The following is a 23,514-nucleotide window of genomic DNA, read 5'->3' as shown; positions in this document are numbered from 1 at the left end:
ACATGATCCAGAAGAAAAGTCCGCTGGGCGCCCCCGGCGCCGTGGCACTCGGCCTCGCCGCCCTGCTCGCCGGCTGCGCCAGCACGCCCGCCCCGGGCACGCGCAGCGTGACGATCGAACGCACCACCTACGGCATCGCCCACGTCACCGCGCCCGACTACGAAGGCGTCGCCTACGGCGTCGGCTATGCCCATGCGCAGGACAACGTCTGCCAGACCGCCGAGCACCTGTTAACCGTGCGCGGCGAGCGCTCGCAGTTCCTTGGTGCCGATGTCATGGGCGAGCTCGGCCTGGGCCGGGCGAAGAACGCCCAGATCGACCTCTTCGTGCGCTCGCACATGGACGATGCGGCGCTCGCGCGCGCCGCCGCCGACCTCAACGCCGACGTGCGCGCCTCGCTGCGCGGCTACGTCGCCGGCTACAACCGCTATCTGCAGGACGCGGGCCCGAACGGCCTGCCCGCCGCCTGCCGCGGCAAGCCCTGGGTGCGCCCGATGACGCAGGCCGACCTGTCGCGCACCACTGAAATGTCGATGATCCAGGGCGGCATCGGCGCGCTCGCCGCCGCGGTGCTTGCCGCTGAGCCGCCGGCGCCGGGAACCAAGACCTCGGCCGCCGCCGTCGACCTGCCGCAGGCGGTCGCGGAGATCTCGCGCTACAGCTTCAACGCCAACCCGGAAGGCGGCGAATTCGGCTCCAATGGCTGGGCCTTCGGCCGAAATGCCACGCCCGACGGCCGCGGACTGCTGCTCGGCAATCCGCACTTTCCGTGGACCGGCACCAACCGCTTCTGGCAGCTGCACCTCACGATTCCCGGCAAGCTCGACGTCATGGGCGCCACCGGCGGCCTGAGCCCGGTGGTGTCGATCGGCTTCAACAAGGACGTGGCCTGGACCCACACCGTGTCCACCGGCAAGCGCTTCACGCTCTACGAGCTGAAGCTCGACCCGGCCGACCCGACGGTCTACATCGTCGACGGCCAGCCGCGCAAGATGAGTGCCAGGACCATCGTCCTGCCCGCGTCCGCCGCTGCACCGGGCAGCGCGCCGGCCCAGAAGACCTTCTACAGCACCGAATGGGGCCCGGTCATTTCGATGCCGCGTGCCGGCCTCGACTGGAGCGCCACCAAGGCCTACGCGATCCGCGACGTCAACACGCTCAACACGCGCTCGGCCCAGAGCTGGATGCAGATGGCGCTGGCACGCAACGTGGCCGAACTGCGCGCCGCGATGGGCAACCAAGGCATGCCATGGATCAACGCCCTCGCGGCCGACCGCGAGGGCAATGCGATGTACGCCGACCTGTCGGTGGTGCCCGACGTCTCGGCCGAACTGCTCAAGACTTGCGCCCCGTCGCCGGCCGCCGCGGCACTGCTGGCCGCCGCCGGCCTGCCGGTGCTCGATGGCTCGCGCTCGGCCTGCGCTTGGACCCGCGACAGCACGGCCGCCCAGCCCGGTGCGATCCCTCCGGCACGCATGCCGGTGATCGTCACGCCCGACTGGGCGCAGAACAGCAACGACAGCTTCTGGCTCAGCAACCCGCGTTTCGCGGCGCCGGCCGGCATCTCGCCGCTGGTCGGCTTCACCGGCACCCCGCAGCGGCTGCGCACGCGCAGCGGCATCATGGAAATCGAAGGCCGGCTGGCCGGCAGCGACGGCCTTCCGGGCAACAAGATGGGCGGCGCCGAACTGCGCAGCGTGATCTTCCGCGACAAGAACCTGGCCGGCATGCTGGTGATGGACGACCTTGCCGCGGCCTGCAGCGCCAATGCCGCGGCGTTGACGCCGGACCCGGCGCTCGGCTGCCGCGTGCTCGCGGGCTAGGACCGCAGCAGCAACAGCGCCTCGAAGGGCGCGCCGCTGTTCCGCGAGTTCTGGCGCAAGGCCAAGGACCTGCCGAAGGTCTGGCGGGTGCCCTTCGACCCGGCGCGCCCAGTGGTCACGCCGGCCGGCCTCGACATGGCCACGCCGGCCACCCGCGACGCGGTCTTCAAGGCGCTCGGCGACGCGGTCGGCATTGTGCGCGTCGCCGGCTTCGCGACCGACGTGCCGCTGGCCGAGGTGCAGTACCGCACGGTCCGGGGCCAGAAGGTCACGATCCCGGGCGGCGACGAGTTCGAAGGCGTGCTCAACAAGGTCGAGAGCCAGGGCCAGTCCTACATCGATCCGAAGGGCTACAACATCAACTACGGCAGCAGCTACATTCAGATCGTGGGCTTCGACGAGCGCGGACCGGTGGCGCAGGGCCTGCTGACCTACGGTCAGAGTAGCGATCCGGCCTCGCCGCGCTTCTACGACCAGCTGCCACTGTTCTCGGCCAAGAAATGGAACCCGCTGCCCTTCCATCGGGCCGACATCGAGGCCCAGCGCGAGGGCGCGCCCCTGCAGTTGGCCTACTAGCCCAGGTCCGGCCGCCCGGGCCTCCCCGCGCGGCATCAGAATGCGACTACACGCACCGGCCCGGAGTTGAGCTAAGGTGCTTTTTGTAGTTCTTCCTGGAATCCAGCATGTCCACACCCGCACCCGCCCGCCCGCGCAAGCACTTCTCGATGATCCGCGGCTTCCACCTGGCCGATGCGTTCACGCTCGGCAACGCGGCCTGCGGCGTCGGCGCCATCTTCCTCGCGATGGCCTACATGCGCAGCCAGTCGCTGGCGCATTTCCTCTGGGCCGCGGCGCTGGCGCCGGCCGCCTTCGTCTTCGACGTCTTCGACGGCCGCATCGCACGCTGGCGCCAGACCCATTCGGCGCTGGGCCGCGAGCTCGACTCGCTGGCCGACGTGATCTCCTTCGGCGTGCTGCCGGCCACGCTGGCCTTCGCGGCCGGCCTCGACGGCGGCTGGGACTGCCTGTTGCTGATCTATTTCGTCTGCTGCGGCGTCAGCCGGCTGGCGCGCTACAACGTGACGGYCGAGGCGCTCTCCGAGGGCGCCGACAAGGTCAAGTACTTCGAGGGCACGCCGATCCCGACCAGCGTGGTGCTGGTCGGCGTGCTGGCGCTGGCCGCCTGGCAGGGCCGCATCGGCGACACGGTCTGGGGCGGCGCCTGGGCGCTCGGGCCCTGGGTGCTGCATCCGCTCACGCTGCTGTTCGGGCTGTCGGGCACCTTGATGATCAGCAAGACGCTGCACATTCCCAAACTGTAGAAAGGGTGCATCGATGACCATGAAGCTCTACTACAACCCGCAAAGCCGGGCCGCGATCGCCAAGTGGATGCTCGACGAAGCCGGTGCCGACTACGAGATCGTGCCGATCAGTTTCGAGAAGCGCGAGCAAAAGGCGCCCGAGTTCCTCAAGATCAATCCGGCCGGCAAGCTGCCGGCGCCCGCACCCACCTGTTCGAGAACCCGGCCATCGGCCTCTACCTTGCTGAGAAGTATCCGCGAGCGCGGCTGGCGCCGCCCGTCGGCTCGCCCGATCGCGGCCGCTACCTGTCGCTAATGGTCTATTCGACCGCGCAGATCGAGCCCTCGTTGAGCGACAGCCTCATGAAGCTGCCGCAGCCCCCGGCGCGCGGCTGGAATGACATCGAGACTGTGAAGGACGTGGTCGAACGCGAGCTGGGCTTCGGGCCCTATCTGTTCGGCGCGCAGTTCACCGCGGCCGACGTGATGGTCGGCTCGATGTTCATTTGGCAGCGCCTGTTCGGCGGCCGCTCCAACCGACCCAAGATCGATCGCTACATCGAACGGCTGCTGGCCCGGCCGAAGGCACCGAAGCTGGGCTGATCGGCTGGATCGCTTGGGCGGACATGGCCTTCGGGCTCGACGTGCCTAGAATGTCCCGCACCGTCATTGCCGAAAAGCGCCGTGCCAACTTTCACATCACGCGTCCTCATCGCCTTCCTGCTCGGCTGGCTGGTCGCCGGTTGCTCCAGCCTGCCCTCCAAGGTCGAGCGGACCGAGTCGCAGGCGGTCGTCAACACCGCCGACACCCGCCTGGCCAAGGTCTTCGGGCCCGCGGTATCGGCGCACCCGGACAAGTCCGGCATTCGGCCGCTGGCCGCCGCGGAAGACGCCTTCGCCGCCCGCATCCTGCTCGCGCGCCGTGCCGATCGCAGTCTCGACCTGCAGTACTACATCTGGCGCAACGACATCACCGGAAAGCTCATGTGGCAGGCGCTGTGGGACGCGGCCGAGCGTGGCGTGCGCGTGCGCGTGCTGCTCGACGATGCCAACACCGGCGGACTCGACCCGATGCTGGCCGCGCTCGACGCCCATCCCAGCATCGAGGTCCGGCTCTTCAACCCGTTCGCGAACCGGCGCTTCCGGGCCGGCGACTTCGTCTTCGACTTCTCGCGCGTCAACCGGCGCATGCACAACAAGTCCTTCACGGCCGACAACCAGTTGTCGATCGTCGGCGGCCGCAACATCGGCGACGAGTACTTCGGCGCCAACATGGAACTCGGCTTCCAGGACCTCGACGTGGTGACGGTCGGGCCGGTGGTGCGCGAAATCTCGAGCGCCTTCGATCTGTTCTGGAACAGCGCCTCGGCCTATCCGGCCGCGAGCCTGCTGGCGCCACCGGACCCGGACGCCAGGGCCAGCTTGCAGGCGAGCTGGGACCAGGTGCGGCGCGACCCGCAGGCCCAGCGCTACATCGACGCGGTGCGCCAGACCCCGCTAGTGCGCGAAATCGACGACGGCCTCCTCCCGCTCGAATGGACCACGGCGCACGTCATCCACGACAACCCCGCCAAGGTGCTCGAGTCGACCGACCGCAGCGACCTCCAGATGATGCCGCTACTGGTCGCCGCCTTCGGTAATCCGAAGCGCGAGCTGGACCTGGTCTCGCCCTACTTCGTGCCGGGCAAGGACGGCACGAAGTCACTGGTGGCGATGGCCGGTTCGGGCATCCAGGTGCGCGTGCTGACCAACTCGCTGGCGGCCACCGATGTCAGCGCGGTCCATGCCGGCTACAGCAAGTACCGCAAGCAACTGCTCGAGGGCGGCGTGCGGGTCTACGAGCTGAAGCCCGGCGACGCGGTGCCGCCGCCCGACAATGACAAGGCCGGGGACGCGGACCGATCGCGCGGTCTGCCGGGAAGCGGAAGCGCCGGCAGTTCGGCGTCCAGCCTGCATGCCAAGACCTTCGGGGTCGACCGCGAGCGCATCTTCGTCGGCTCGTTCAACCTCGATCCGCGGTCCACCCGGCTCAACACTGAGATGGGTGTGATCATCGACAGCCCGCAGCTGTCGAGCCATCTGGCCCGGCAGCTCGACACCGTGATCCCGGGCAAGGCCTTCGAAGTGCGGTTGCAGGCCGACGGAAACGGCCTGGAATGGATCGAGCGCGGCCCGCAGGGCGAGACGCGCTACACCACCGAGCCCGGGTCCGGCGCCCTCAAGCGCTCGTGGATCAACTTGCTCGAAGTGCTGCCGTTCGAATGGCTGCTCTAACCTTTCCGACCCGAGAACCGAAGCGATGAACCCCGGCCTGCTCCAACTCGCCGCCCTGGCCGCAGCGCGGCCGCTCTCACCGGCCTGCGAACATTTCTATTTTCTGCGCCATGGCCAGACCGAATGCAWTGCGCGCCGCATCTTCCAGGCCGCCGACGAGCCGCTCAGCGCCCTGGGCCTGCAGCAGGCGGCGCGCGCCGCCGAGCTGCTGGCCGGCGAGCCGATACGCAGCATCGTCAGCAGCAACGTGCATCGGGCACTGAGCACCGCGCTCACAGTGGCGGTGCCGCACGGCATCGCGCCGCTGGTGCACGAGGGCCTGCGCGAGCGTCACTTCGGCGCGCTGATCGGAACCTCGTCGGCCAACATCGACTGGGCCTGCGCGCCCGAGGGCGGCGAGACCCTGCCCGAATTCGTCGATCGCAAGCGCGCCGCCCTCGAGCTGGCGCTGGCACAGCCGGCGCCGGTGCTGGTGGTGGCACATGGCGGCTCGCTCTACGTATTGGCGGCCATGCTCGGCGTGCCGATCGACATGGACCTGCTCGGCAACGCACAGCCCTTGCGCTTCGAGCGGGAAGGCGGCGCCTGGCGCGTCAGGTCGCTGCTGCAGCAGGTCGACGGCGGCGGCGCCATCGCCTGAACACTCTTCACGGATCACCATGGACTTCAAGGACTACTACAAGACGCTCGGCCTGCAGCGCGGGGCCTCGGAGGAGGAGGTCCGCATGGCCTACCGCAAGCTGGCGCGCAAGTACCATCCCGACGTCAGCAAGGAGTCCGACGCCGACCAGCGCATGCGCGAGATCAACGAGGCCAACGACGTGTTGCACGACAAGGAGAAGCGCGCCGCCTACGACCAGTTGGCCGACCACGTGGCGCGCGGCGGCAGTCCCGACGGCAGCTTCCGGCCGCCCCCAAACTGGGACGAAGGCTTCGAGTTCCACCGCGGACCGAACCAGGGGCCGGCCGACCATGCGGACTTCAGCGAGTTCTTCTCGTCGGTGTTCGGTGCCGCCGAACGTCGCGGCGCCGAGCGGCGCCACTACCGCGCACGCGGCGAGGACCACCACGCCGCAATCGAGATCGCGCTGGAAGATGCGCTCAACGGCGCCGAGCGCGAGATCACGCTGCGATCGCAGGAGTTCGATGCAGAGGGCCGCCCCGAATTCAAGACCCGCACGCTGAGCGTGAAGATCCCGCCCGGCGTGCATCCGGGCCAATACATCCGGCTCGCAGGCCTGGGCATGCCGGGGCACGGCGGCGAGCCGTCCGGCGACCTGTATCTCGAAGTGCGCATTGCGCCGCACAAGCTGTACCGGGTCGAGGACCGCGATCTCTACATGACGCTGCCGATCACGCCGACCGAAGGGGCGCTCGGCGCGCAGGTCAAGGTGCCGACGCCGGGGGGTGGCGTGGTCGAGGTGACGGTGCCGCGCAATGCGCGCAACGGACTCAAGCTGCGCCTGAAGGAGCGCGGCCTGCCGGGCAAGCCGCCGGGCAATCTGTATCTGCTGCTGGAGATCGCCTTGCCGCCAGCCGACACCGACGCCGCACGCAAGGCCTACGAGCAACTCGCACAGGCAGCGCCTTTCGATCCGCGCCGCCATCTCGGAGTGTGACGACCATGACTTCCTCCGTTTCCATCACGACCCTGAGCGCCTCGCACCCCCTGGCCGCCAGCGAACTCGCGCATGCCTGCGGTGCGCAGATCGAATGGGTGGTCCAGCTGGTCGAGATCGGCATCATCGAATCGCGGACCCCGGCCGCAGGGCCGGACGACTGGCACTTCCATGGCAGCGACCTGCAATGCGCGCTGGAGGCCCGACGGCTCGAGCGGGACTTCGGCGTCGGGCTCGAGGCGGCGGCGCTGATCCTCGACCTGGAGCATGAAGTGCGGCGGCTGAAGAGCGTGCTGCGGGCGCAGGGGCTGGAGCGCGAGATCTGAGGGCGTCGAAGCAGCGCCCCGAGGCCCTACTGCATCGTCTTCAGGTTCCCGATCCGCACCAGCATCTCGGTGAACATCTGCATGTCGGCATCGAGGTCGGCGAGCTCCTTGTATTCCTTCGCGTTATGCGCGGTGTACTTCTTGCCGGGCATGGCCGGTCCGAAGTTGATCGCGTTCGGCATCAGCTTGGCGGTGGTGCTGCCCGCGGTCGGCACCGGCTTGGCTTCGAGGCCGGTCGTGTCGCCGAAGATGTTGAGCAAGGTCGCGAGCCAGGCCCCCTTCGGGTCGCGTGCCATCCAGTCGCCCTGCTGGTAGTCGATCTCGATCCGGGCATGGCTCAGCACCGCCCAGTCGTTGATCCTTTCCTTGATGGCGGCGGTGAGCTGATCGGGCGTGCTGCCGCGCGGCATGCGCACGTTGGTCGTCACTTCAAGCTTGCCGTCCTTCTCGCGAATCTGGTTCGGCGACATCGTGAGCGGGCCCATGAAGTCGTCCTGGTAGCCGACGCCCATCTTCTCGCCGAGGTAGCCGGTGCCGTACAGGTCGATCAGGTAGCGCGCGGCCTTGGTGTAGTGGTTGCCCGCCGTCACTACGCCGGACTCCTGCAGGAACAGCGCCAGCCGCGGCACGGGGTTGACGCCCTCCTCGGGCCGCGAACCGTGCGCCGACACGCCCGTGACCTTGACCTCGAYGCTGTCGTCGCCCTTCACGATATCGATGCCGAACTTGCCGCCCTGGCCCTCGTATTTGCGAATGAACGGGCCCTTGACGAATTCGAGCCGGGCCGCCATCTGCGCCAGGTCGCCACCCTTCAGCGTGGCGGTCGCCGTCTGCGGCACGGCATTGGCGGTCGATGCGCCGGCCATCGCGGTGATCGCGGTGCGCACCGCATTGCTGCCGTCCGCTTCCTCGACCGGAAAGAAGACCTTCAGCGCGCCCGAGCCCTTCTCGGCCACCACCGCCGGGTACTTGCTGTCGAGCACGATGTTGTACTCGGGCAGCGGCGTTTTCGCCCGGTAGTACTTCATGCCGTCGCCGCCGGTCTCCTCGGTGGTTTCGATCATCAGCCGGATGGTGCGGGCCAGCGGCAGGCCACTCTCCTTCACCGCCTTCATCGCGTACAGCACCGCCGCGATGGACCCCTTGTCGTCGATGGTGCCGCGTCCATACAGCATGTCGCCCACGCGGGTCATCTTGAACGGGTCGAGCCGCGTGCCGTCGTCGAGCACCCATTCGTCGGCCACCACGGGCACCACGTCGGCGTGGGTCAGGATGCCGAATTCATCGGCGCCGCGGCCCGGCAGCTTGACCTCGAAGATGCGGTTGTCGACATTGCGGTACTGGAGCCCGAAATCCTTGGCCATCTTCTCGACCAACCGGCCGAACGCGATGATCTGCGGACTCTCGTGGGGCGGCACCTTGTCGTCGCGCACGGTCGGAATCGCCACCATCGCCTCGATCGTCGAGAGCACGGCCTTCTGGTTGTGCAGCCGGTTGTAGAGGCCCAGCAGACGCGCGATCTGGGTCACGTCATCGCCGGCCAGCGGGCGCTTGTTCTCATAGGCCGCAATGGCCGGCTTTAGCTTCGGTTCGGCCTTCGCGGCCTGCGCCAGGAAGGCGCGAAAGCTCGGCGACGGCGCCGCCTGCTGGGCCGCGGCAAGGCGGTCGAGTTCGGGCTTCCTGATGAGGGTATCGGCGAGCGCCGGCGTGGCGGAGGCCAGCGCCAGACTCATCGCGAGGATGGAGAAAATGGTTCGATTCATGGCGAGAATCCAGCGTGAGGATGCGGGGCACGGACGTGCCAGTCTACGGCCGCTCGAAGTAGGTGGCGACTGGCAGACATCGCGATGTCCAGGATGGAAAGTACCAGGTTGCACTCTGATGCCCGAGGAGCCCCGATGCCGGTGATCTGCCCCGTCTGCCAGACCGAAAACCGCGATGCCGCGAAGTTCTGTCATGGGTGCGCGCGCAAGTTGCCCAGTTTCGCGGCCACCGGGCCCTCGCTGCTTGACGGCCTGCGATCGAAGCGCTCGACCGCAGGCGCGATGCCCGCGAGCGAGCGGCCCGGCATCGCGGCCCAGAACGCGCCACGCGAATTCTGGCTCGGACTGGGCGCACTCATGCTGGCGGTCGCGCTCGGCTTCGGCGGCTGGTTCGGCTATGTGACCCGGAAGGTGCCCGCGCCGGCCCCCGTTCCCGTTCCCGTTCCCAGCGCAGCACCGGTTGCCGTCACGCCGCCGCAAACGCCCTCGGAACCGCCCAGGCCTTCGAAGCCGCTCCCGCTCGGTTCATCGCTGGGCGCCGGCGAAGCCGAGGTGGCGGCCGATCCGCGCGCAGCGTCGTCCAATGGCGCCGCACAGGCTCCGGCGCCGACTCCGGCCCCGGCGGCCCCGATCCAGCGCCGGCAGGCACCCACGCACGCGGTGCCGCCGCGCAACGCCGCCCTCGACCCGCGCCAGGGCTGCCAGCATCTCAATTTCTTCGCCGCGGCGCATTGCGAAGCCGCGCATTGCGACCAGTCCGCCTACGCCCGCCATCCACGCTGCGACGCGGTGCGTGAGGACCGCCGGCGCGACGAGGCCCGGCGCAATCCCACCTTGGGAACCTGAGCGCCCGGCCTGCGCGGGCTCAGCGCTTCTGCACCAGCTTGATCACGCTCGAGAAGTCGAGCGCCCCATGGCCGCCGAGGCTGTGCGCGGCATACAGGTTGCGCGCCAGTCCGCCGAGCGGCGTCGAGGCCCGCACCGCCGCCGCGTTCTCTTGCGCCAGGCCTAGGTCCTTGAGCATCAGGTCGGTGCCGAAGCCGCCCGCATAGCCCTTGGAAGCCGGTGCGTTCTCCATCACGCCCGGCAGCGGGTTGTACTTCTCAAGCGCCCAGTTGCCACCCGAACTGCGCCGCATGATCTCCGACAGCACCTTCGGGTCGAGCCCGTTGGCGACGCCGAGCGCGATCGCCTCGGAGGTGCCGATCATCAGGATGCCGAGCAGCATGTTGTTGCAGATCTTGGCGGTCTGGCCGGCTCCGGCCGCGCCGGCGTAGAAGATGTTCGTCCCCATCTTCTCGAGCACCGGCCGCGCGCGTTCGAGGTCGGCCTCGGAGCCGCCGACCATGAAGGTCAGCGTGCCCGCGATCGCGCCGCCGGTGCCGCCGGACACCGGCGCGTCGATCACCGCCACGCCGCGCTGTGCGCCGGTCTCGGCGAGCTTGCGCGAGGTCGCGGCCGCGATGGTGCTGCTGTCGATCACCAGCGCGCCGGCGGCGATCTTCTCGAGCAGGCCTTCGCTGCCGAAGTAGAGGCCTTCGACATGCGCGCTGGCCGGCAGCATGCTAATCACGACTTCCGCGCCCGCCACCGCCGCAGCGGCGGATTCGGCAATGGTCAAGCCTTCGGCGGCGAACTTCTTGCAGGCCTCGGCCGAGAGGTCGAACGCGCTCAGCGCATGGCCGGACTTCTGCAGGTTGAGGGCCATCGGGCCGCCCATGTTGCCGAGGCCGATGAAAGCGATCTTCATGTCGTGTGTCTCCGTTCTTGGGTGAATTCGTGCAGCGTCCTCAGGTGAGCGACACCAGTTCGGGCGCCATCTCGCCGCGGGCCCGCAGATGGTCTTCGATGAAGGGCGGCGTGATCTCTTCGAGAGTGGCCGGGCTCCACTTCGGATTGCGGTCCTTGTCGATCAGCAGCGCGCGGATGCCCTCGGCGAAGTCCTTGTGAGCGCAGAAGCCCAGCGAAGCCCAGTACTCGAGCCTGAACACCTCGGCCAGCGACATGCGATGCACGCGCTGCCAGAGCGCGAAGCTCAGTGCGGCCGAACTCGGCGCGCCCTTGGCGAAGGTCTTGGCGGCGGTCTGAAGCCAGGGGTCTTCGCTCTGCAGGTTGCGCAGCCGTTTCGCGATGTCGAGCAGGTCGTCGCCGGCCATCAGCGCATTGATCGTGTCGAAGTGCTCGCGCAGCTTCGAGGGCGGCAGCTCGGCGCCCTCGCCGGCTTGCGCCAGCAGGCGCGACAGCGTGGCGCGGTCGGCCTGCAACTCGGACTGCCACGGTGCCGACGCGATCGCCTGCAGCACCTGCGCCTTGTTCTCGTGCGGCACCAGCAGGTCGGCCAGGCCGCAGAAGATCGCGTCCGACGCATTCAGCGGCGCCGCCGTCAGCGCGAGGAAAAGGCCGACCCTCCCCGGCATGCGTCGCAGGAACCAGCTGCCGCCGACGTCAGGGTACAAGCCGATGCTGATCTCGGGCATCGCGACGCGGCTCTGCGCCGTCACCACGCGGTGCGAGGCACCGGACATGAGCCCGACGCCGCCGCCCATCACGATGCCGTGGGCCCAGCATAGGAAGGGCTTCGGAAAGGTGTGGATCAAGTAGTCGAGTTCGTACTCTTCGCCGAAGAAGTGCTCGGCGTATTCGTTGCGTGCGGGTCCGCAGTCGCGCAGCGTCTGGTAGAGCTGGCGCAGGTCGCCGCCAGCGCAGAAGGACTTCTCGCCCGCGGCATCGAGCAGCACGCCGACGATGCTCGAGTCCTCTGCCCATTCGCGCAGCTTTGGCGTCAACAGGCGCACCATGGCGACCGATAGCGAATTGAGCGAGGCCAGTGCATTGAGCGTGGCGACGCCGAAGCGCTTGCCGTTGGCGGCCGTGATTTCGTTGAAGAGAACGACGGGGTCAGTCATCGGATATCGCAATCGCCTTCGAGAAGTTTGCGCGCGACGATCACGCGCATGATTTCATTGGTGCCTTCGAGGATCTGGTGCACGCGCGCGTCGCGCACCAGCCGTTCGAGCGGGAATTCGCTGAGGTAGCCGTAGCCGCCGTGCAGTTGCAGCGCGTCGTTGCAGACGTTGAAGCCGGCATCGGTCGCGAAGCGCTTGGCCATCGCGCAATAGGTGCTCGCATCGGCATGGCCGGCGTCGAGCTTGCTCGCAGCCAGCCGCACCATCTGCCGCGCCGCCACCAGCTCGGTCGCCATGTCGGCCAGCTTGAACTGCAGCGCCTGGAAGCTCGCGAGCGGCTTGCCGAACTGCTGCCGCTCGTGCAGGTAGCGCCGGGCCGCGTCAAGCGCGCCCTGCGCCGCACCGACCGAGCAGGTCGCGATGTTGATGCGCCCGCCGTCGAGCCCCTTCATCGCGATGCGGAAGCCCTCGCCTTCGCTGCCCAGCAGGTTTTCGGCCGGCACCTGCACGTTGTCGAAGTCGATGGTGCGCGTGGGCTGGCTGTTCCAGCCCATCTTGTGCTCCTTCTTGCCATAGCTGATGCCGGGCGCGTCGGCAGGCAGCGCGAACGCCGAGATGCCGCCCGCGCCGCCGCCGCCGGTGCGCGCCATCAGTACCAGCACGTCGGTCGAGCCGGCACCCGAGATGAAGGCCTTGCCCCCATTGATGATGTACTCGCCGCCCTGCAGTTCGGCCCGCGTCTTGAGCGATGCGGCATCCGACCCGGCACCCGGCTCGGTAAGACAGTACGAGGCCAGCTTGCGCCCGCTGGTCAGGTCCGCGCCCCATCGCTCGCGCACGGCCGGGCCGCCCCAGGTGCCGAGCATCCAGGTCGCCATGTTGTGGATCGTGATGAAGGCCGTGGTCGACGGATCGACCGCGGCCATCTCCTCGAACACCAGCGTCGCATCGAGGCGCGGCAAGGCCAGGCCGTCGATGCTCTCGGGCGCATAGAGCCCGCAGAATCCGAGTTCGCCGGCCTTGGCGATGGCGTCCTTCGGGAAGAAGGCCTCGGCATCCCAACGCGCCGCGTGCGGCGAGAACTCGTTCAGTGCAAAGTCGCGCGCCGTCTGGGCGAAGGCGCGCTGCTCCTCGGTCAGCTCGAAGTCCATGCGGACGAGCTTACTTGAGGCTGATCGTGGTGTTGAGACCGTGCGCGGTGCTGTCGTCGAACCAGCGCGACGTGACCGTCTTGGTCTGCGTGTAGAACAGGATCACCTGCTTGCCGTACGGCCCCAGGTCGCCGAGCTTGGAAGCGCGCGAACCCGTGAACGAGAACATCGGCACCGGCACCGGGATCGGCACGTTGATGCCGACCTGGCCGACATCGATGTCTTCCTGGAAGCGGCGCGCCGCGGCGCCCGATTGCGTGAAGATCGCGGTGCCGTTGCCGTTCGGGTTGGCGTTGATCATCTCGATCGCCTCGTCGATGCTGTCGGCGTTGGCCAGGCACAGCACCGGGCCGAAGATTTCCTGGTCGTAGATCGTCATGCCGGGCTTGACGTCGGCGAACACCGTCGGGCCGACGAAGTTGCCCTTCTCGTAGCCGGGCACCGTGGGCTTGCGGCCGTCAAGCGCCAGGGTCGCGCCGTCGGCCACGCCGCGTTCGATCAGGCCGGTGACGCGGTCGTAGGCCGCGCACGACACCAGCGGGCCGACGTCGACGCCCTTCTCGGTGCCGGCGCCGATCTTCAGCGTCTTGGCCTTCTCGACCAGTTCGGGCACCCACTTCTGGGCCTCGCCGACCAGCACCGCGACCGACACCGCCATGCAGCGCTGGCCCGCCGCGCCGAAGCTGGCGCCGGCCAGTGCGTTGAGCGTTTGCTCCTTGTTGGCGTCGGGCATCACGATCGCGTGGTTCTTCGCGCCCATCATGCATTGCACCCGCTTGCCGGCCAGCGTGGCGCGGTTGTAGACATGGGTACCCACCTTGGTCGAGCCGACGAAGGAGATCGCCTTGATGTCTTTGTGATCGCAGATCGCGTTGACCACCTGCTCGCCGCCATGCACGACGTTGAGCACGCCGGCCGGGATGCCGGCTTCGAGTGCCAGTTCGCACAGGCGCATCGTGACCATCGGGTCCTGCTCGGAGGGCTTGAGCACGAAGGTGTTGCCGGTGACGATCGCCATCGGGAACATCCACAGCGGGATCATCGCGGGGAAGTTGAAGGGCGTGATGCCGGCGCAGACGCCGAGCGGCTGCAGCAGCGTGTAGGTGTCGACGCCATTGGCGACGTTGTTGGCCATCTCGCCCAGCTGCAAATTGCCGATGGCCGACGCATGCTCGACCACCTCGAGGCCGCGGAACACGTCGCCTTCGGCGTCGGGCAGGGTCTTGCCCTGTTCGGCCGTGAGGATCGCGGCCAGTTCGRCCATGTTCTCGCGGATCAACTGCTGGTACTTGAGGAAGATGCGGGCGCGCGCGCCGATCGGCGTCTTGCGCCAGGTCTTGAAGGCCTCCTTGGCGGAGTCGACCGCGGCGTCGACCTCGGCCGGCGTCGCGAACGGCACCTTGGCAAGCACCTCCTGCGTGGCCGGATTGACGATGTCGCGCCACTCGGTGGTCTTCGACTCGACGAACTTGCCGCCGATCAGCAGCTTGACGGTTGCGACCTGGGTCGCGGGTGTGGTTGTGGTGGCGTCCATGTGAACTTGTCTCCTTGGAATGGGGTCTTCAACAGCAGATGCTAGCTTTGCACTTTTGCAATAGCAATAGACAAATATGCACTTCCGATCTGCATAATTGCAGATCATGGATTGGGACAACCTGCGCTTTTTTCTTGAGCTTGCGCGCACCGGCACGCTGGTCGGCGCCGCGCGGCGGCTGGCGGTCGACCACACGACGGTGGCCCGGCGCATCCAGGCATTGGAGAAGCAGGTCGGCGGCGCCCTTTTCTCGCGCGAGGCCGACGGCCATCGGCTGACCGAGGCCGGCCGCCGGCTGCAGCCGCAGGTCGAGGCGATGGAGGCAGCCTTCCGCACGGTCGAGCGCTCGGCGCCAGCCTCGCAGGAGGGCTTGTCGGGCCTGGTGCGGATCGGCGCCACCGAAGGGTTCGGCACGGTGGTTCTGGCGCCACAGCTAGCGTTGTTCGCGCAGCAGCATCCGAAGCTTGTGATCGACCTGCTCGCGATGCCGCGGCTGGTGCATCTGTCGCGGCGCGAGGCCGACATCGTGATCTCGCTCGAACGGCCGGCGCGCGGCCCGGTGGTGGTGACCAAGCTCAGCGACTACGTGCTGCGCCTCTATGCGTCGAAGCAGTACCTTGCCAGGCACGATGCGATCCGCAGCCGCGAGGACCTGCGCGGCCACACCTTCATCAGCTATGTCGACGACCTGTTGTTCAGCAAGGAACTGCAGTATCTGGACGAGCTCTACAAGCCCGATTCGTTTGCGCTGCGCAGCACCAGCATCCTGGCGCAGCATCAGGCGACGGCGGCCGGCGCCGGCATCGCGGTGCTGCCGGCCTTCATCGCCGAGCGCGACAAGTCATTGCGGCGCGTGCTGCCGGACGAGGCCAACTTCACGCGCACCTTCTGGATGTCGGTGCCGGCGGAGACGCGGCACCTGGCGCGCATGAAGGCGGTGTGGGATTTCCTGCGCGAGACGGTGGTGGCGCAGCGGGAGGTGTTGATGCCGCAGGGGGCGACGGGCTGAGGGCGCCTTAGAGTGTTTGCGCCTTGAGGGCCTTGCCAAGCGCGCGGATCGCGGTCTCGACAGGCCCGGTGCGGCGTTCCAGTTCGGCGTTGATCACGGTGACCAAGGCGCGCAAGTCGCTGGGCTCGATGCTGAATTCTTCGTGCCCAGTGGTTTGATGGATCGGCGAGAGATGCTATGTGGGACTACTCGAGCGTGACCCGTTTAGCTAAAACGGGATTTCCTCAACCTCGTAGCAAAGGAGCCGGAAATGTCGACCACCCACAGTCCCACAAGCAGACCTTGGAGCCAAGCGAAGGCGCGATGCACTTCCTTGAGGTTGCAGAACTCGTCGGCGATTCGCAAGGCGGATGACGAGAGCTTGCGTGACCGTGACTCGGGCGTGCGAGAAGACTTAGCCATGAATGGCCTCCAGCGGGTTCGGACGACAGAAACCACCACTGCCGAGACCAATCGGAGGCGGCGACTCGAACAGGTTGGTCTACCACCCGCTTGCGCGAACCGGCGAGCCTCGCGGCTCCCCGTTAGAGCCCCCAAAAAAAGCATGGAAACATGAACGACGAAGCCGCAGAACCTCTGCGGGTGAATTGCGGCTTGCGTCGCAGCGGGTTGAGTTGGCGAACGCAGCAACAACTTTCAGCTGCGAGCCTCGTACAGCCGTTGTGGGCCCGAAGCAGCTATTCGTGGAACGCAATTACTCGCTCGAAAGCGGTCGCTCGCCCGTTTGACATCGGGCCGCGATTGCAGCGCGGCGGATCAGCGAATCGGCCGCGGAGACCGGCGCAGGCCGCCCGGAATTTCTAGACTGGGTCTTTTCCCGAGGAGTCCGTCGATGAGCGTCATACTGTAGCTGCGCCTCAAGACCTTGCCACGGCGACGCGGCGCTGAGTACCAAGTCATGGCAGCAAACTTTGAATCCACGCTGTGCGGCGGTATCCTGCACCTGCTGCTGCGCTCCGATGACGGGCCCAACAGCATGGACGCTGCCTGGCTCACCGCGCTCGAAGCAAGCCGGGTCGGGCGGATGGGGACGCGTCGGTTCGCGTGGTCCTTCTGTCGGCGTCCGGTCCGATGTTCTGCGCCGGCGCGAATTTCGTGGGCATGCGCAACAGCGCCCTGAACCAGGGTTTTGCCGGCTCGCCGCAGGCGCGGCTGATCGCGCGCCTGACAACGTTCGACAAGCCGCTGCTCGCGGCGTGCATGGCAAGGCCATTGGCGGAGGGGCGACGCTGCTACTGCATTGCGATCTGGTGGTGGCCGCGGCCGACACTCAATATCGTCTGCCCTTCACCGGCCTGGGGGCCGTGCCGGAGCTGGTGTCGAGCTGGCTTCTGCCGCGCGCGGCCGGCTCGAAGCTGGCCAACGAGCTGCTGCTGATCGGCAAGGTCTTTGATGCCGAGACCGCCAAGCGTGCCGGCCTGATCAACGAACTCGTGTCGCCCGGCGAGGAACTCGCGCTGGCGTGTCAATGGGCGGCGCAGTTGGCCGCGCTGGCGCCACGTTCGGTGCAGGCGAGTAAGCGCCGGCTGCGTGAGGCCCAGCATGTCGACTTGATGACGGCCATCGTCACCGAGGGCGAGGCCTTTGCCGCAGCGACAGCCTGCCCCGAGGTCCAGGAGGCCACGACGGCCTTTCTGGAAAAACGCCGCCCCGCCCTTTCCAAGTTTCACTGAGCGCGGCCGCCGTCTCGGGTTCGGGACAAGAGAGATTGATGTTCGACTACGTCGTGATGGGCGATGACGCGCTGGCGGACGTGGACAGCCGCCTGCGGGTGCATGGCGTCGCAGGCTTGCGGGTCGCTAACGCCTCCGTCATGCCGCCCCTGATCCGCTTCAGCACGACGGCGGCGACGGTGACGATCGGAGCCGCCGACATGATTCGTGAGGCCGCGGCTATGAGCGATGTCAAGGCAATAGGAGATCGACGCCTGATCCACGAGCGCAAGGTCATCTGCAAAGGTTATCTGCGCCCCGATGGCCTTTGGGACATCGAGGGTCGGATGGCCGACGTCAAGACCTTCCCTGTCGTACTGGCCGAAGGCAGCACAATCGAGGCGGGCCAGAGCTATCACGGCATGACGCTGTGCCTAACCCTGGACGACGAGTTCACGATACGCGCAGTGGCGCTGGTGATGAGCGAGGCACCCACCAGCGAATGCCGTGGCGATGCCCTGCCACCAGCAACTGGTCGGCCTGCGCATCGCCCCCGGCTTCTCGCAACAGATCAAGAAGATGTTCGGCCGTACCCGCGGCTGCACGCATCTCACCGAACTTCTGCTGCCGATTGCGACGACCGCCTTCCAGGCCATACCGATGGGACGCGCCCTGGCGGCGCCGCGCAACCAGCAGGATGCCGAGGGCTCTTTCCGCGCGCCGACGGCAGCTTGCGGCCGACTGTAACCGGCGGGCGGTAGCCAAGCCCGGGATGTCCACGAACTGGACGGCGGAGACGAAGGTCCGCTGCTGGCCGCAAGCGCGCTGTAGTACGCGGCCGATGCTGGGCGATAGCAACTGGCCTCAAGTAGGCTCCTATCGGTGTGCCAGCAAGTCGCCGCCGACCTTCGAGACCTGCCGTGCATCAAGCGGAAGTTCGACAGCGGCCCCGAATACCTGGGGAGAAGCCAAATCACCGGCGGTTTGCGTGTGGATGGCCTAACTCTTCTTGGAGGTCTTCGCGAAGAACTGCGTCGGCTGGTGCTGAACGGCCTCACTGGCGCACTTAGGGCAACGCAAGCGAGCAGTCTCATGCTCAGCGACGTGTTCAATGTGCTCGAAAACCTCGCCGCACTTTGCACAACGATACTGGTACGTAGGCATGGCATTTCTCCACCGCAGGATCGGGATGCGCAGGTCCGACCTATGAGGCAAGCGCCCGCTCCTAGCGTCACATCCTACGACGATGGCGCCGCCTTGGAAACCCTTTTTCGAGAGCGTGGTGGAAGGTCAGCCAATGGCCCGGCCGCACCCTGCCACCTCCGCGCCGGCGCCAGGGGGCCCACTGCGGACCTTGCAGTTGCTCCTGAGCAGACATTCGCGGAGCAGAGATCGGTCTACGCGGCCAGCAAGGCGGCGGTAATCTCACTGACCAAGACTTGCCTGCCGAACTGCCGCCGAGTGGCGTGCGCGTCAACGCGGTGAGCCCCGCGCCGACCCGTGCGTCGCTGTACGGCAGGCTCGGCATGGGCGCGGCGACGCCCTTCGTCATCCATCTGCCGGCCAAGTACGAGCATCGAGAGGAGCCCGAGAGCGGCCTCATGCAGGTGCTCCAAACCATGAGCACAGAACCGGATTTCGTGGAGGCACGGGTGCATTGCTCGCAGGGCGATCCGGACACGTTCGTTCCTGGATCCTGTATGTGGTTTCGAGCGCGGCCCGGAATCTGCTCGCAAGCGCAGCGGAGCCATGCTCACGCCCTGGCGATCACACGCATCGGCCATGGCTAGGGCCGTGGGAGCGGCGTCAATGCCCATGGGGACGCGTGCACGTCAAGAGCTTGGTTCTTCAGGGGAGATATGCGTGCCCCTGGGTACGTCCGGTCGCCGTGGCCCAGCCGTGCCCATCGACATGGAGCTTGTGTACTTCGCACGCGGCCGCAGCATGAAGGCCTGCGTACGTTGCTCCAAGGCATGCGCCATCCAGCCAGCCGTTCGACTCAGAATCCAAAGGGCTGCGGCGCTGTACGGCGGCATGCCGAGCGCGTGGACCAGCGCCGTCAGCGCGGCAGCGATGCCAGGATGCGCGCGCGCCTCGACGCGGGCTTCGTCGATGAAGGCGAGAAAGCGACGCACCTTGGCATCCGCCGGCTGCAGCGTTGCAACCAGTTCCAGGATGTAGTCGGCGCGCGGGTCACCGGCGGGGTAAAGCGGATGATTGAAGCCGAACGTGGTGGCGCCGCGTTCCCGCAGCAGGGTCAGCAGTGCCGCCACTTTTCCGGGAGCGAGCGGCTTATAAAGCTTCTCGTCGATATGGTCCGTCGCAGCGCCGGCAGAAAAGCCCGAGTGGGCGCAGATCGCCGCGGCCACGCAGTTGAAGAGATCGCTATCGGTCGAGGCGGCCACCCGAGCCGCAAATGTGGCTGCGGCCAGTTCGTGGTCCGCCAGCATGATGAGCACACTGTCGACCACGGCCAAGCGCTCCGGCGTGCGTGCGATGCCCGTGGCGCGCAATACCAATTGCGACAGCGATTCTCCTGCGCGTCGCTCTAAGAAGCTTCGCGAAGGCCCGAGCAGGCCCAGGCTCCCTGCCATGGTTTGCAGGATCAAGCGCGCCGAGAGCGCTGTGCCGGCTCCACCGAGCTCCTCCGCGCCCCTTCCACCCATGCCCAGTGCAAGCACTGCGCCGGCAAGCACCTTGCCGACATCCGAGCTGCTGGTAAGGGTGCTGGTGCGGCGCAGTTGGGCTCGCACGTCCGGCGGCGTCTGGATGGCCGGCCACGGCGCCGTATCGGGTTGCCAGATGCCGGTCAGCAACAAGTGCACGGTCGCTTCGAAAAGGGCACCCGAGCGCGCCAACTCCGGTGCCGGCCTGTGACGGTAGATAGGTCCTTGCTCGCCAATACATGTGATGCTGGTGCTGATGATCGGGTCGCCCCAGCGCATCGAAGTGGCCGCAGCGCTGATGCGGCTGGGTGCCCCCCGCCGACGCGCGCCAAGGCGCTCGATGTCCGCGCGCGCATACACGCTGCGTCCCGTCTTCGGGTTGCGAACTCTGCGCACCAGCCCGCGGCTCACGTAGGCATAGAGGGTGGCTGGTTTGACATCGAGGCGTGCAAGGACCTCTTCGGAACTCAGGAAGTCACCTTCGCCTTCTTTCATGTTGATCTCAATAATCAATATTGCTCAATGTCAACGTGAATTGTAGATTCATCGCACTGGGCCTTTCCAGCAACCATCGGAGTGGGACATGAATGCATCGATTGGGCTAATGCGCTTGTGCAGCGGACTGGGGCTGCTCCTAGGGGCATGGCTGTGCACTTTTGCGTATGCCGCAGATACAGCGCCTGCCTTCTATCCGTCGAAGCCGGTGACCATCGTCGTTCCCTTCACGCCTGGTGGCAGCCCGGACTTGCTGGCCAGATCGCTGGGACAGAAGCTCGCCGAAACGTGGGGCCGGCCGGTGGTGATCGAGAACCGTCCCGGGGCCGGCGGCAACATCGCCGCCGCCGGCGTGGCAAAGGCAGCGCCTGATGGCTATACGCTCCTGATGGGCACTGACGGGCCATTGGCCATCAATCCACTTTTGTATGAGCGCCTGCCTTTCAATCCCGAGAAAGACTTCGTGCCAGTGAGCCTGCTGGCGAGCGTGGACTTCATGCTCGTCACTGCCCCTGGGTTTCCGGCCCGCAGCACGCGGGAGTTGATCGCACTGGCAGGGAGCCAGCGTCCGCCTTTCACCTACGGCTCGGCCGGCAAGGGAAGTCAGCATCACATGGGCATGGAGCTTTTCAAACGCATGGCGCAAGTCGATCTGGTCCATGTGCCCTACAAGGGCGTGATGCCGGCAGTCTCGGATGTGATGGGCGGCCACGTCTCGATGATGTTCGTGTCGCTCTCCTCGGGCGCAGCTTATGTCCGGTCGGGAAAGCTGAAGGCGATCGCCGTCACGGGCAGGCAGCGCTCGCCTCTGGCGCCAGGCGTTTCGACGATTGATGAATCCGGATTGCCCGGCTTCGAGCTGCGGGCGTGGTTCGGCTTGCTGGCACCTGCCGGCACGCCGCCAGAGATCGTGTCGCGCATCCATATGGATGCCGCCCGAGTTCTTTCTTTGCCCGAGCTCAAAGCCCGCCTGAGCGAGGAAGGCTTTCAGGTCCAGAGCGGATCGCCGGAGAACTTCGCGCAGTTCATCCATGCCGAAGGCGAGCGCTGGAAGCAGGTGGCCGCGGTCAAAGGCATTCGCGCTGACCAGTGATTCATATCTTTACACGAGGACCCGATCATGAATGAAGTCTCGAACGAGCTCGCAGCCCAGGCCCGCAACGCGGGGCAGCACGATGTCACCTGGCATGTCGACGAGATCCCGTGGACGCAGCTGACCGGCCTCTTCATTCAGAAGGCCGGCTACAAGCAGGTGGTGGACAACGTATTCTCGAACAATGCCTACAGCATCGAGCTCACCAGGGTGGGACCAGGCGGCTCCTCGCCCACGCACATCGAGCCGCATGCGCACGTCTTCTACGTCATCTCCGGGCGCGGGGAGGTGAGGGTGGGCGACGAAGTCAAGGAAGTCCGGCCCGGTTCCGTCAGTCCCATCGCCGCCGGCGATCCGCATTCCTTTCGCGTGCTCGGTGATGAGTCGCTGGAGATGCTGGTGATCTACCATCCTCCGCGCCAGCGCAGCGAGGCAAAAGCGCCCGTGCCAATGCCGCCGACGGGCACCGCTGGCGCCCTGAAAGCCCGCGTGCATGCGAAACGCGCCGAAGCAGAGGGTGTTCTCAGCCTGGAGCTGCGGCCTGAATCGGGTCACTCATTTCCGGCGTTCGACGCCGGAGCGCACATCGACGTGCACTTGCCGAACGGCATGATACGCAGCTACTCCCTATGCAATTCCGCGGGTGAGACCGACCGCTACGTGGTGGGCGTGCAGAAAGATCGCGCAAGCCGTGGCGGCTCGCGCTACGTGCACGAGCAGTTGACCGCGGGCACGGTGCTGGAGATCTCTAGGCCGCGCAATAACTTTCGCTTGAACGAACAGGCTGAGCACTCGGTGCTGATCGCAGGCGGCATCGGCATCACGCCGCTGCTGTGCATGCTGCGGCGGCTGCACGCGCTCGATCGCTCAGTGGAGTTGCTCTACTGCGCACGCTCACGTGGCGAAGCTGCCTTCGTCGGCGAGATCGAGGCGATGGGTGTGCCGGTCAGTTTGCATATCGATGACGAGCACGGCGGTGCACCGGACCTTCGGGCATTTATGAAGGTACGGTCACCGACGGCGCACTTCTACGCCTGTGGCCCTGCACCGATGCTCGATGCGTTCGAGCGCATCTGTCGAGAGCTTGGGTGCGCGCGGGCGCATGTGGAGCGCTTCGCAGGACGGGCAGCACCGGCCTCGCCTCAGGCGCGTAACCGTTACCGTGTGGAACTGCGCCGCAGCGGACGGCAACTGCACGCCGAAGTCGGAAAGCCGCTACTGCAAACTCTGCTCGACGCCGGTGTCGAGGTGGAGCACAGCTGCACGCAGGGTGTGTGTGGCGCGTGCAGAACCCGGGTGCTTGCAGGTGAACCAGACCACCGAGACACTGTGCTCGAGCCGGGAGAACGTGCAGCCGGTGAAGTGATGATGGTTTGCGTCTCCGGTTGCAAATCGGACCTGTTGGTGCTCGATCTCTGAGGCGGGGCCGCCCGCCCGGGGGGCGTCCAATCGACTGCTGAGCTGAAGTCGCGAATGCACGTCAGGCTGAGCGGTGCTGTGGGTATTTCGACCCTTGTGTCATGACTGCGCGCCAGGTTGCACGCGGCGCCACGCCGCTTTCCGTCCGCATGACCATGTCATAACTTCCCTCGATTTAGGCCAGATCCCGCCAAACACCAGATTCGCCGCAACGTGGAGCTCATTGCAGACGTTGGAGTTGCTCCAAAGTGAAGTCGCCCAGTAACCGCCGATGAGCTCCCGATGGCGGAGGATTCGCGGCGGCGCACGACGCGCCGTTTGGCGTCTTCGTCATGCTTGAGTCGGCGTCCAGCGCTTGCTTCCGAGGAAGATGCCATGGTTTTCCCCCGGCCGGTTGAACCCGTAGGTCTTCGACCCGGTCCAATCGAATCGCGAGGCGAGCTCCGCCACGGGTGCGGGCTTCACGCATTCATGGACCTGAAC

General features: G+C 66.8%; 21 protein-coding genes and 3 pseudogenes. 17 read left to right on the top strand and 7 right to left on the bottom strand.

Going from position 1 to position 23,514, the window contains the following annotated elements; genetic code table 11:
• Positions 1-2: 2 nt before the first annotated feature.
• From AC1DY5_RS03105 to AC1DY5_RS03065, 9 genes and pseudogenes are all read left to right on the top strand, one after another.
• A complete protein-coding gene (locus tag AC1DY5_RS03105; RefSeq protein WP_478108341.1) occupies positions 3-1,823 on the top strand; it encodes a penicillin acylase family protein in 1,821 nt (606 codons plus the stop codon).
• A gap of 15 nt (positions 1,824-1,838) precedes the next feature.
• A pseudogene (locus tag AC1DY5_RS03100) lies at positions 1,839-2,399 on the top strand (penicillin acylase family protein); the annotation flags it as partial.
• Between the two features lie 107 nt (positions 2,400-2,506).
• Positions 2,507-3,145: a CDP-alcohol phosphatidyltransferase family protein gene (locus tag AC1DY5_RS03095; protein WP_478108339.1), complete on the top strand. Its 639-nt coding sequence runs from the start codon at positions 2,507-2,509 to the stop codon at positions 3,143-3,145.
• Between the two features lie 13 nt (positions 3,146-3,158).
• Positions 3,159-3,440, top strand: coding sequence for a glutathione S-transferase N-terminal domain-containing protein (locus AC1DY5_RS03090; RefSeq protein WP_478108337.1), 282 nt, complete (start codon positions 3,159-3,161; stop codon positions 3,438-3,440).
• Positions 3,440-3,727: a glutathione S-transferase C-terminal domain-containing protein gene (locus AC1DY5_RS03085; RefSeq protein ID WP_478108335.1), complete on the top strand. Its 288-nt coding sequence runs from the start codon at positions 3,440-3,442 to the stop codon at positions 3,725-3,727. The genes AC1DY5_RS03090 and AC1DY5_RS03085 overlap by 1 nt, the downstream gene beginning before the upstream one ends.
• Positions 3,728-3,808: 81 nt before the next feature.
• Entirely contained in the window at positions 3,809-5,398 is a 1,590-nt protein-coding gene (locus tag AC1DY5_RS03080) for a phospholipase D family protein (RefSeq protein ID WP_478108334.1), read from the top strand.
• Between the two features lie 25 nt (positions 5,399-5,423).
• Positions 5,424-6,038 carry a histidine phosphatase family protein gene (locus AC1DY5_RS03075; RefSeq protein ID WP_478108332.1) on the top strand — a complete coding sequence of 205 codons (615 nt, stop codon included), beginning with the start codon at positions 5,424-5,426 and terminating at the stop codon, positions 6,036-6,038.
• A gap of 19 nt (positions 6,039-6,057) precedes the next feature.
• Positions 6,058-7,017: a DnaJ C-terminal domain-containing protein gene (locus tag AC1DY5_RS03070; RefSeq protein ID WP_478108329.1), complete on the top strand. Its 960-nt coding sequence runs from the start codon at positions 6,058-6,060 to the stop codon at positions 7,015-7,017.
• A gap of 5 nt (positions 7,018-7,022) precedes the next feature.
• Positions 7,023-7,343 (top strand): chaperone modulator CbpM, encoded by a 321-nt coding sequence (locus AC1DY5_RS03065; RefSeq protein WP_478108325.1) that lies wholly within the window; start codon positions 7,023-7,025, stop codon positions 7,341-7,343.
• A gap of 26 nt (positions 7,344-7,369) precedes the next feature.
• Here the strand turns inward: AC1DY5_RS03065 and AC1DY5_RS03060 are convergent, their stop codons facing one another.
• Complete coding sequence (locus AC1DY5_RS03060) at positions 7,370-9,106, bottom strand: dipeptidase (protein ID WP_478108323.1); 1,737 nt, start codon at positions 9,104-9,106, stop codon at positions 7,370-7,372.
• 135 nt (positions 9,107-9,241) lie between these two features.
• Between AC1DY5_RS03060 and AC1DY5_RS03055 the strand changes: the two genes are divergently transcribed.
• Positions 9,242-9,952: a hypothetical protein gene (locus tag AC1DY5_RS03055; protein WP_478108321.1), complete on the top strand. Its 711-nt coding sequence runs from the start codon at positions 9,242-9,244 to the stop codon at positions 9,950-9,952.
• Positions 9,953-9,971: 19 nt separating this feature from the next.
• Here the strand turns inward: AC1DY5_RS03055 and mmsB are convergent, their stop codons facing one another.
• From mmsB to AC1DY5_RS03035, 4 genes are read right to left on the bottom strand one after another with little or no spacing between them, the layout of a single operon-like run.
• Complete coding sequence (gene mmsB, locus AC1DY5_RS03050; protein WP_478108319.1) at positions 9,972-10,856, bottom strand: 3-hydroxyisobutyrate dehydrogenase; 885 nt, start codon at positions 10,854-10,856, stop codon at positions 9,972-9,974.
• Positions 10,857-10,896: 40 nt separating this feature from the next.
• Positions 10,897-12,012 (bottom strand): enoyl-CoA hydratase/isomerase family protein, encoded by a 1,116-nt coding sequence (locus AC1DY5_RS03045; protein WP_478108317.1) that lies wholly within the window; start codon positions 12,010-12,012, stop codon positions 10,897-10,899.
• Positions 12,009-13,163 (bottom strand): acyl-CoA dehydrogenase family protein, encoded by a 1,155-nt coding sequence (locus AC1DY5_RS03040; RefSeq protein ID WP_478108315.1) that lies wholly within the window; start codon positions 13,161-13,163, stop codon positions 12,009-12,011. Before AC1DY5_RS03040 ends, AC1DY5_RS03045 begins: the two co-directional genes overlap by 4 nt.
• 10 nt (positions 13,164-13,173) lie before the next feature.
• The gene (locus AC1DY5_RS03035; protein WP_478108313.1) at positions 13,174-14,697 is read right to left on the bottom strand and encodes a CoA-acylating methylmalonate-semialdehyde dehydrogenase; all 1,524 of its coding nucleotides are present in this window, start codon (positions 14,695-14,697) and stop codon (positions 13,174-13,176) included.
• A gap of 106 nt (positions 14,698-14,803) precedes the next feature.
• Between AC1DY5_RS03035 and AC1DY5_RS03030 the strand changes: the two genes are divergently transcribed.
• The 3 genes from AC1DY5_RS03030 to AC1DY5_RS03020 all read left to right on the top strand — a co-directional run bounded on the left by AC1DY5_RS03030 (position 14,804) and on the right by AC1DY5_RS03020 (position 18,119).
• On the top strand, positions 14,804-15,706 hold the full coding sequence (locus tag AC1DY5_RS03030) for a LysR family transcriptional regulator (protein WP_478108311.1): 903 nt from the start codon (positions 14,804-14,806) through the stop codon (positions 15,704-15,706).
• Positions 15,707-16,902: 1,196 nt separating this feature from the next.
• Positions 16,903-17,379: an enoyl-CoA hydratase/isomerase family protein gene (locus tag AC1DY5_RS03025; RefSeq protein ID WP_478108308.1), complete on the top strand. Its 477-nt coding sequence runs from the start codon at positions 16,903-16,905 to the stop codon at positions 17,377-17,379.
• A 38-nt stretch (positions 17,380-17,417) separates the two neighbouring features.
• The gene (locus AC1DY5_RS03020) at positions 17,418-18,119 is read left to right on the top strand and encodes a DUF2889 domain-containing protein (RefSeq protein ID WP_478108306.1); all 702 of its coding nucleotides are present in this window, start codon (positions 17,418-17,420) and stop codon (positions 18,117-18,119) included.
• Between the two features lie 238 nt (positions 18,120-18,357).
• Here the strand turns inward: AC1DY5_RS03020 and AC1DY5_RS03015 are convergent, their stop codons facing one another.
• Positions 18,358-18,522: an FmdB family zinc ribbon protein gene (locus AC1DY5_RS03015; RefSeq protein ID WP_286520771.1), complete on the bottom strand. Its 165-nt coding sequence runs from the start codon at positions 18,520-18,522 to the stop codon at positions 18,358-18,360.
• 228 nt (positions 18,523-18,750) lie between these two features.
• On the opposite strand from AC1DY5_RS03015, the pseudogene AC1DY5_RS03010 reads away from it, so the two are divergent.
• A pseudogene (locus tag AC1DY5_RS03010) lies at positions 18,751-18,899 on the top strand (SDR family oxidoreductase); the annotation flags it as partial.
• 291 nt (positions 18,900-19,190) lie between these two features.
• Here AC1DY5_RS03010 and AC1DY5_RS03005 read toward each other — a convergent pair.
• The gene (locus tag AC1DY5_RS03005; RefSeq protein ID WP_478108303.1) at positions 19,191-20,537 is read right to left on the bottom strand and encodes a citrate/2-methylcitrate synthase; all 1,347 of its coding nucleotides are present in this window, start codon (positions 20,535-20,537) and stop codon (positions 19,191-19,193) included.
• Between the two features lie 70 nt (positions 20,538-20,607).
• Here AC1DY5_RS03005 and AC1DY5_RS03000 point away from each other — a divergent pair, with 70 nt between their 5' ends.
• The 3 genes and pseudogenes from AC1DY5_RS03000 to AC1DY5_RS02990 all read left to right on the top strand — a co-directional run bounded on the left by AC1DY5_RS03000 (position 20,608) and on the right by AC1DY5_RS02990 (position 23,031).
• Entirely contained in the window at positions 20,608-21,612 is a 1,005-nt protein-coding gene (locus AC1DY5_RS03000; protein ID WP_478108301.1) for a tripartite tricarboxylate transporter substrate binding protein, read from the top strand.
• 27 nt (positions 21,613-21,639) lie between these two features.
• Positions 21,640-22,032 (top strand): annotated as a pseudogene (locus AC1DY5_RS02995) (cupin domain-containing protein); the annotation flags it as partial.
• Between the two features lie 30 nt (positions 22,033-22,062).
• Positions 22,063-23,031: a PDR/VanB family oxidoreductase gene (locus tag AC1DY5_RS02990; RefSeq protein WP_478108372.1), complete on the top strand. Its 969-nt coding sequence runs from the start codon at positions 22,063-22,065 to the stop codon at positions 23,029-23,031.
• Positions 23,032-23,514: the final 483 nt, after the last annotated feature.

Source organism: Variovorax sp. P4_D9, from assembly GCF_056401695.1.
The sequence above is the reverse complement of the archived record's forward strand: the minus strand, read 5'-3'. Positions and strand labels throughout refer to the sequence as shown.

Excerpts from the sequence above, each read along its gene's own strand:
- AC1DY5_RS03055 (WP_478108321.1), top strand. The coding sequence starts at position 9,242 with ATGCCGGTGATCTGCCCCGTCTGCCAGACCGAAAACCGCGATGCCGCG.
- AC1DY5_RS03030 (WP_478108311.1), top strand. The coding sequence starts at position 14,804 with ATGGATTGGGACAACCTGCGCTTTTTTCTTGAGCTTGCGCGCACCGGC.
- AC1DY5_RS03020 (WP_478108306.1), top strand. The coding sequence starts at position 17,418 with ATGTTCGACTACGTCGTGATGGGCGATGACGCGCTGGCGGACGTGGAC.
- mmsB (WP_478108319.1), bottom strand. The coding sequence starts at position 10,856 with ATGAAGATCGCTTTCATCGGCCTCGGCAACATGGGCGGCCCGATGGCC.
- AC1DY5_RS03015 (WP_286520771.1), bottom strand. The coding sequence starts at position 18,522 with ATGCCTACGTACCAGTATCGTTGTGCAAAGTGCGGCGAGGTTTTCGAG.
- AC1DY5_RS03045 (WP_478108317.1), bottom strand. The coding sequence starts at position 12,012 with ATGACTGACCCCGTCGTTCTCTTCAACGAAATCACGGCCGCCAACGGC.
- AC1DY5_RS03000 (WP_478108301.1), top strand. The coding sequence starts at position 20,608 with ATGAATGCATCGATTGGGCTAATGCGCTTGTGCAGCGGACTGGGGCTG.
- AC1DY5_RS03070 (WP_478108329.1), top strand. The coding sequence starts at position 6,058 with ATGGACTTCAAGGACTACTACAAGACGCTCGGCCTGCAGCGCGGGGCC.
- AC1DY5_RS02990 (WP_478108372.1), top strand. The coding sequence starts at position 22,063 with ATGCCGCCGACGGGCACCGCTGGCGCCCTGAAAGCCCGCGTGCATGCG.
- AC1DY5_RS03090 (WP_478108337.1), top strand. The coding sequence starts at position 3,159 with ATGACCATGAAGCTCTACTACAACCCGCAAAGCCGGGCCGCGATCGCC.
- AC1DY5_RS03085 (WP_478108335.1), top strand. The coding sequence starts at position 3,440 with ATGGTCTATTCGACCGCGCAGATCGAGCCCTCGTTGAGCGACAGCCTC.
- AC1DY5_RS03065 (WP_478108325.1), top strand. The coding sequence starts at position 7,023 with ATGACTTCCTCCGTTTCCATCACGACCCTGAGCGCCTCGCACCCCCTG.
- AC1DY5_RS03105 (WP_478108341.1), top strand. The coding sequence starts at position 3 with ATGATCCAGAAGAAAAGTCCGCTGGGCGCCCCCGGCGCCGTGGCACTC.
- AC1DY5_RS03040 (WP_478108315.1), bottom strand. The coding sequence starts at position 13,163 with ATGGACTTCGAGCTGACCGAGGAGCAGCGCGCCTTCGCCCAGACGGCG.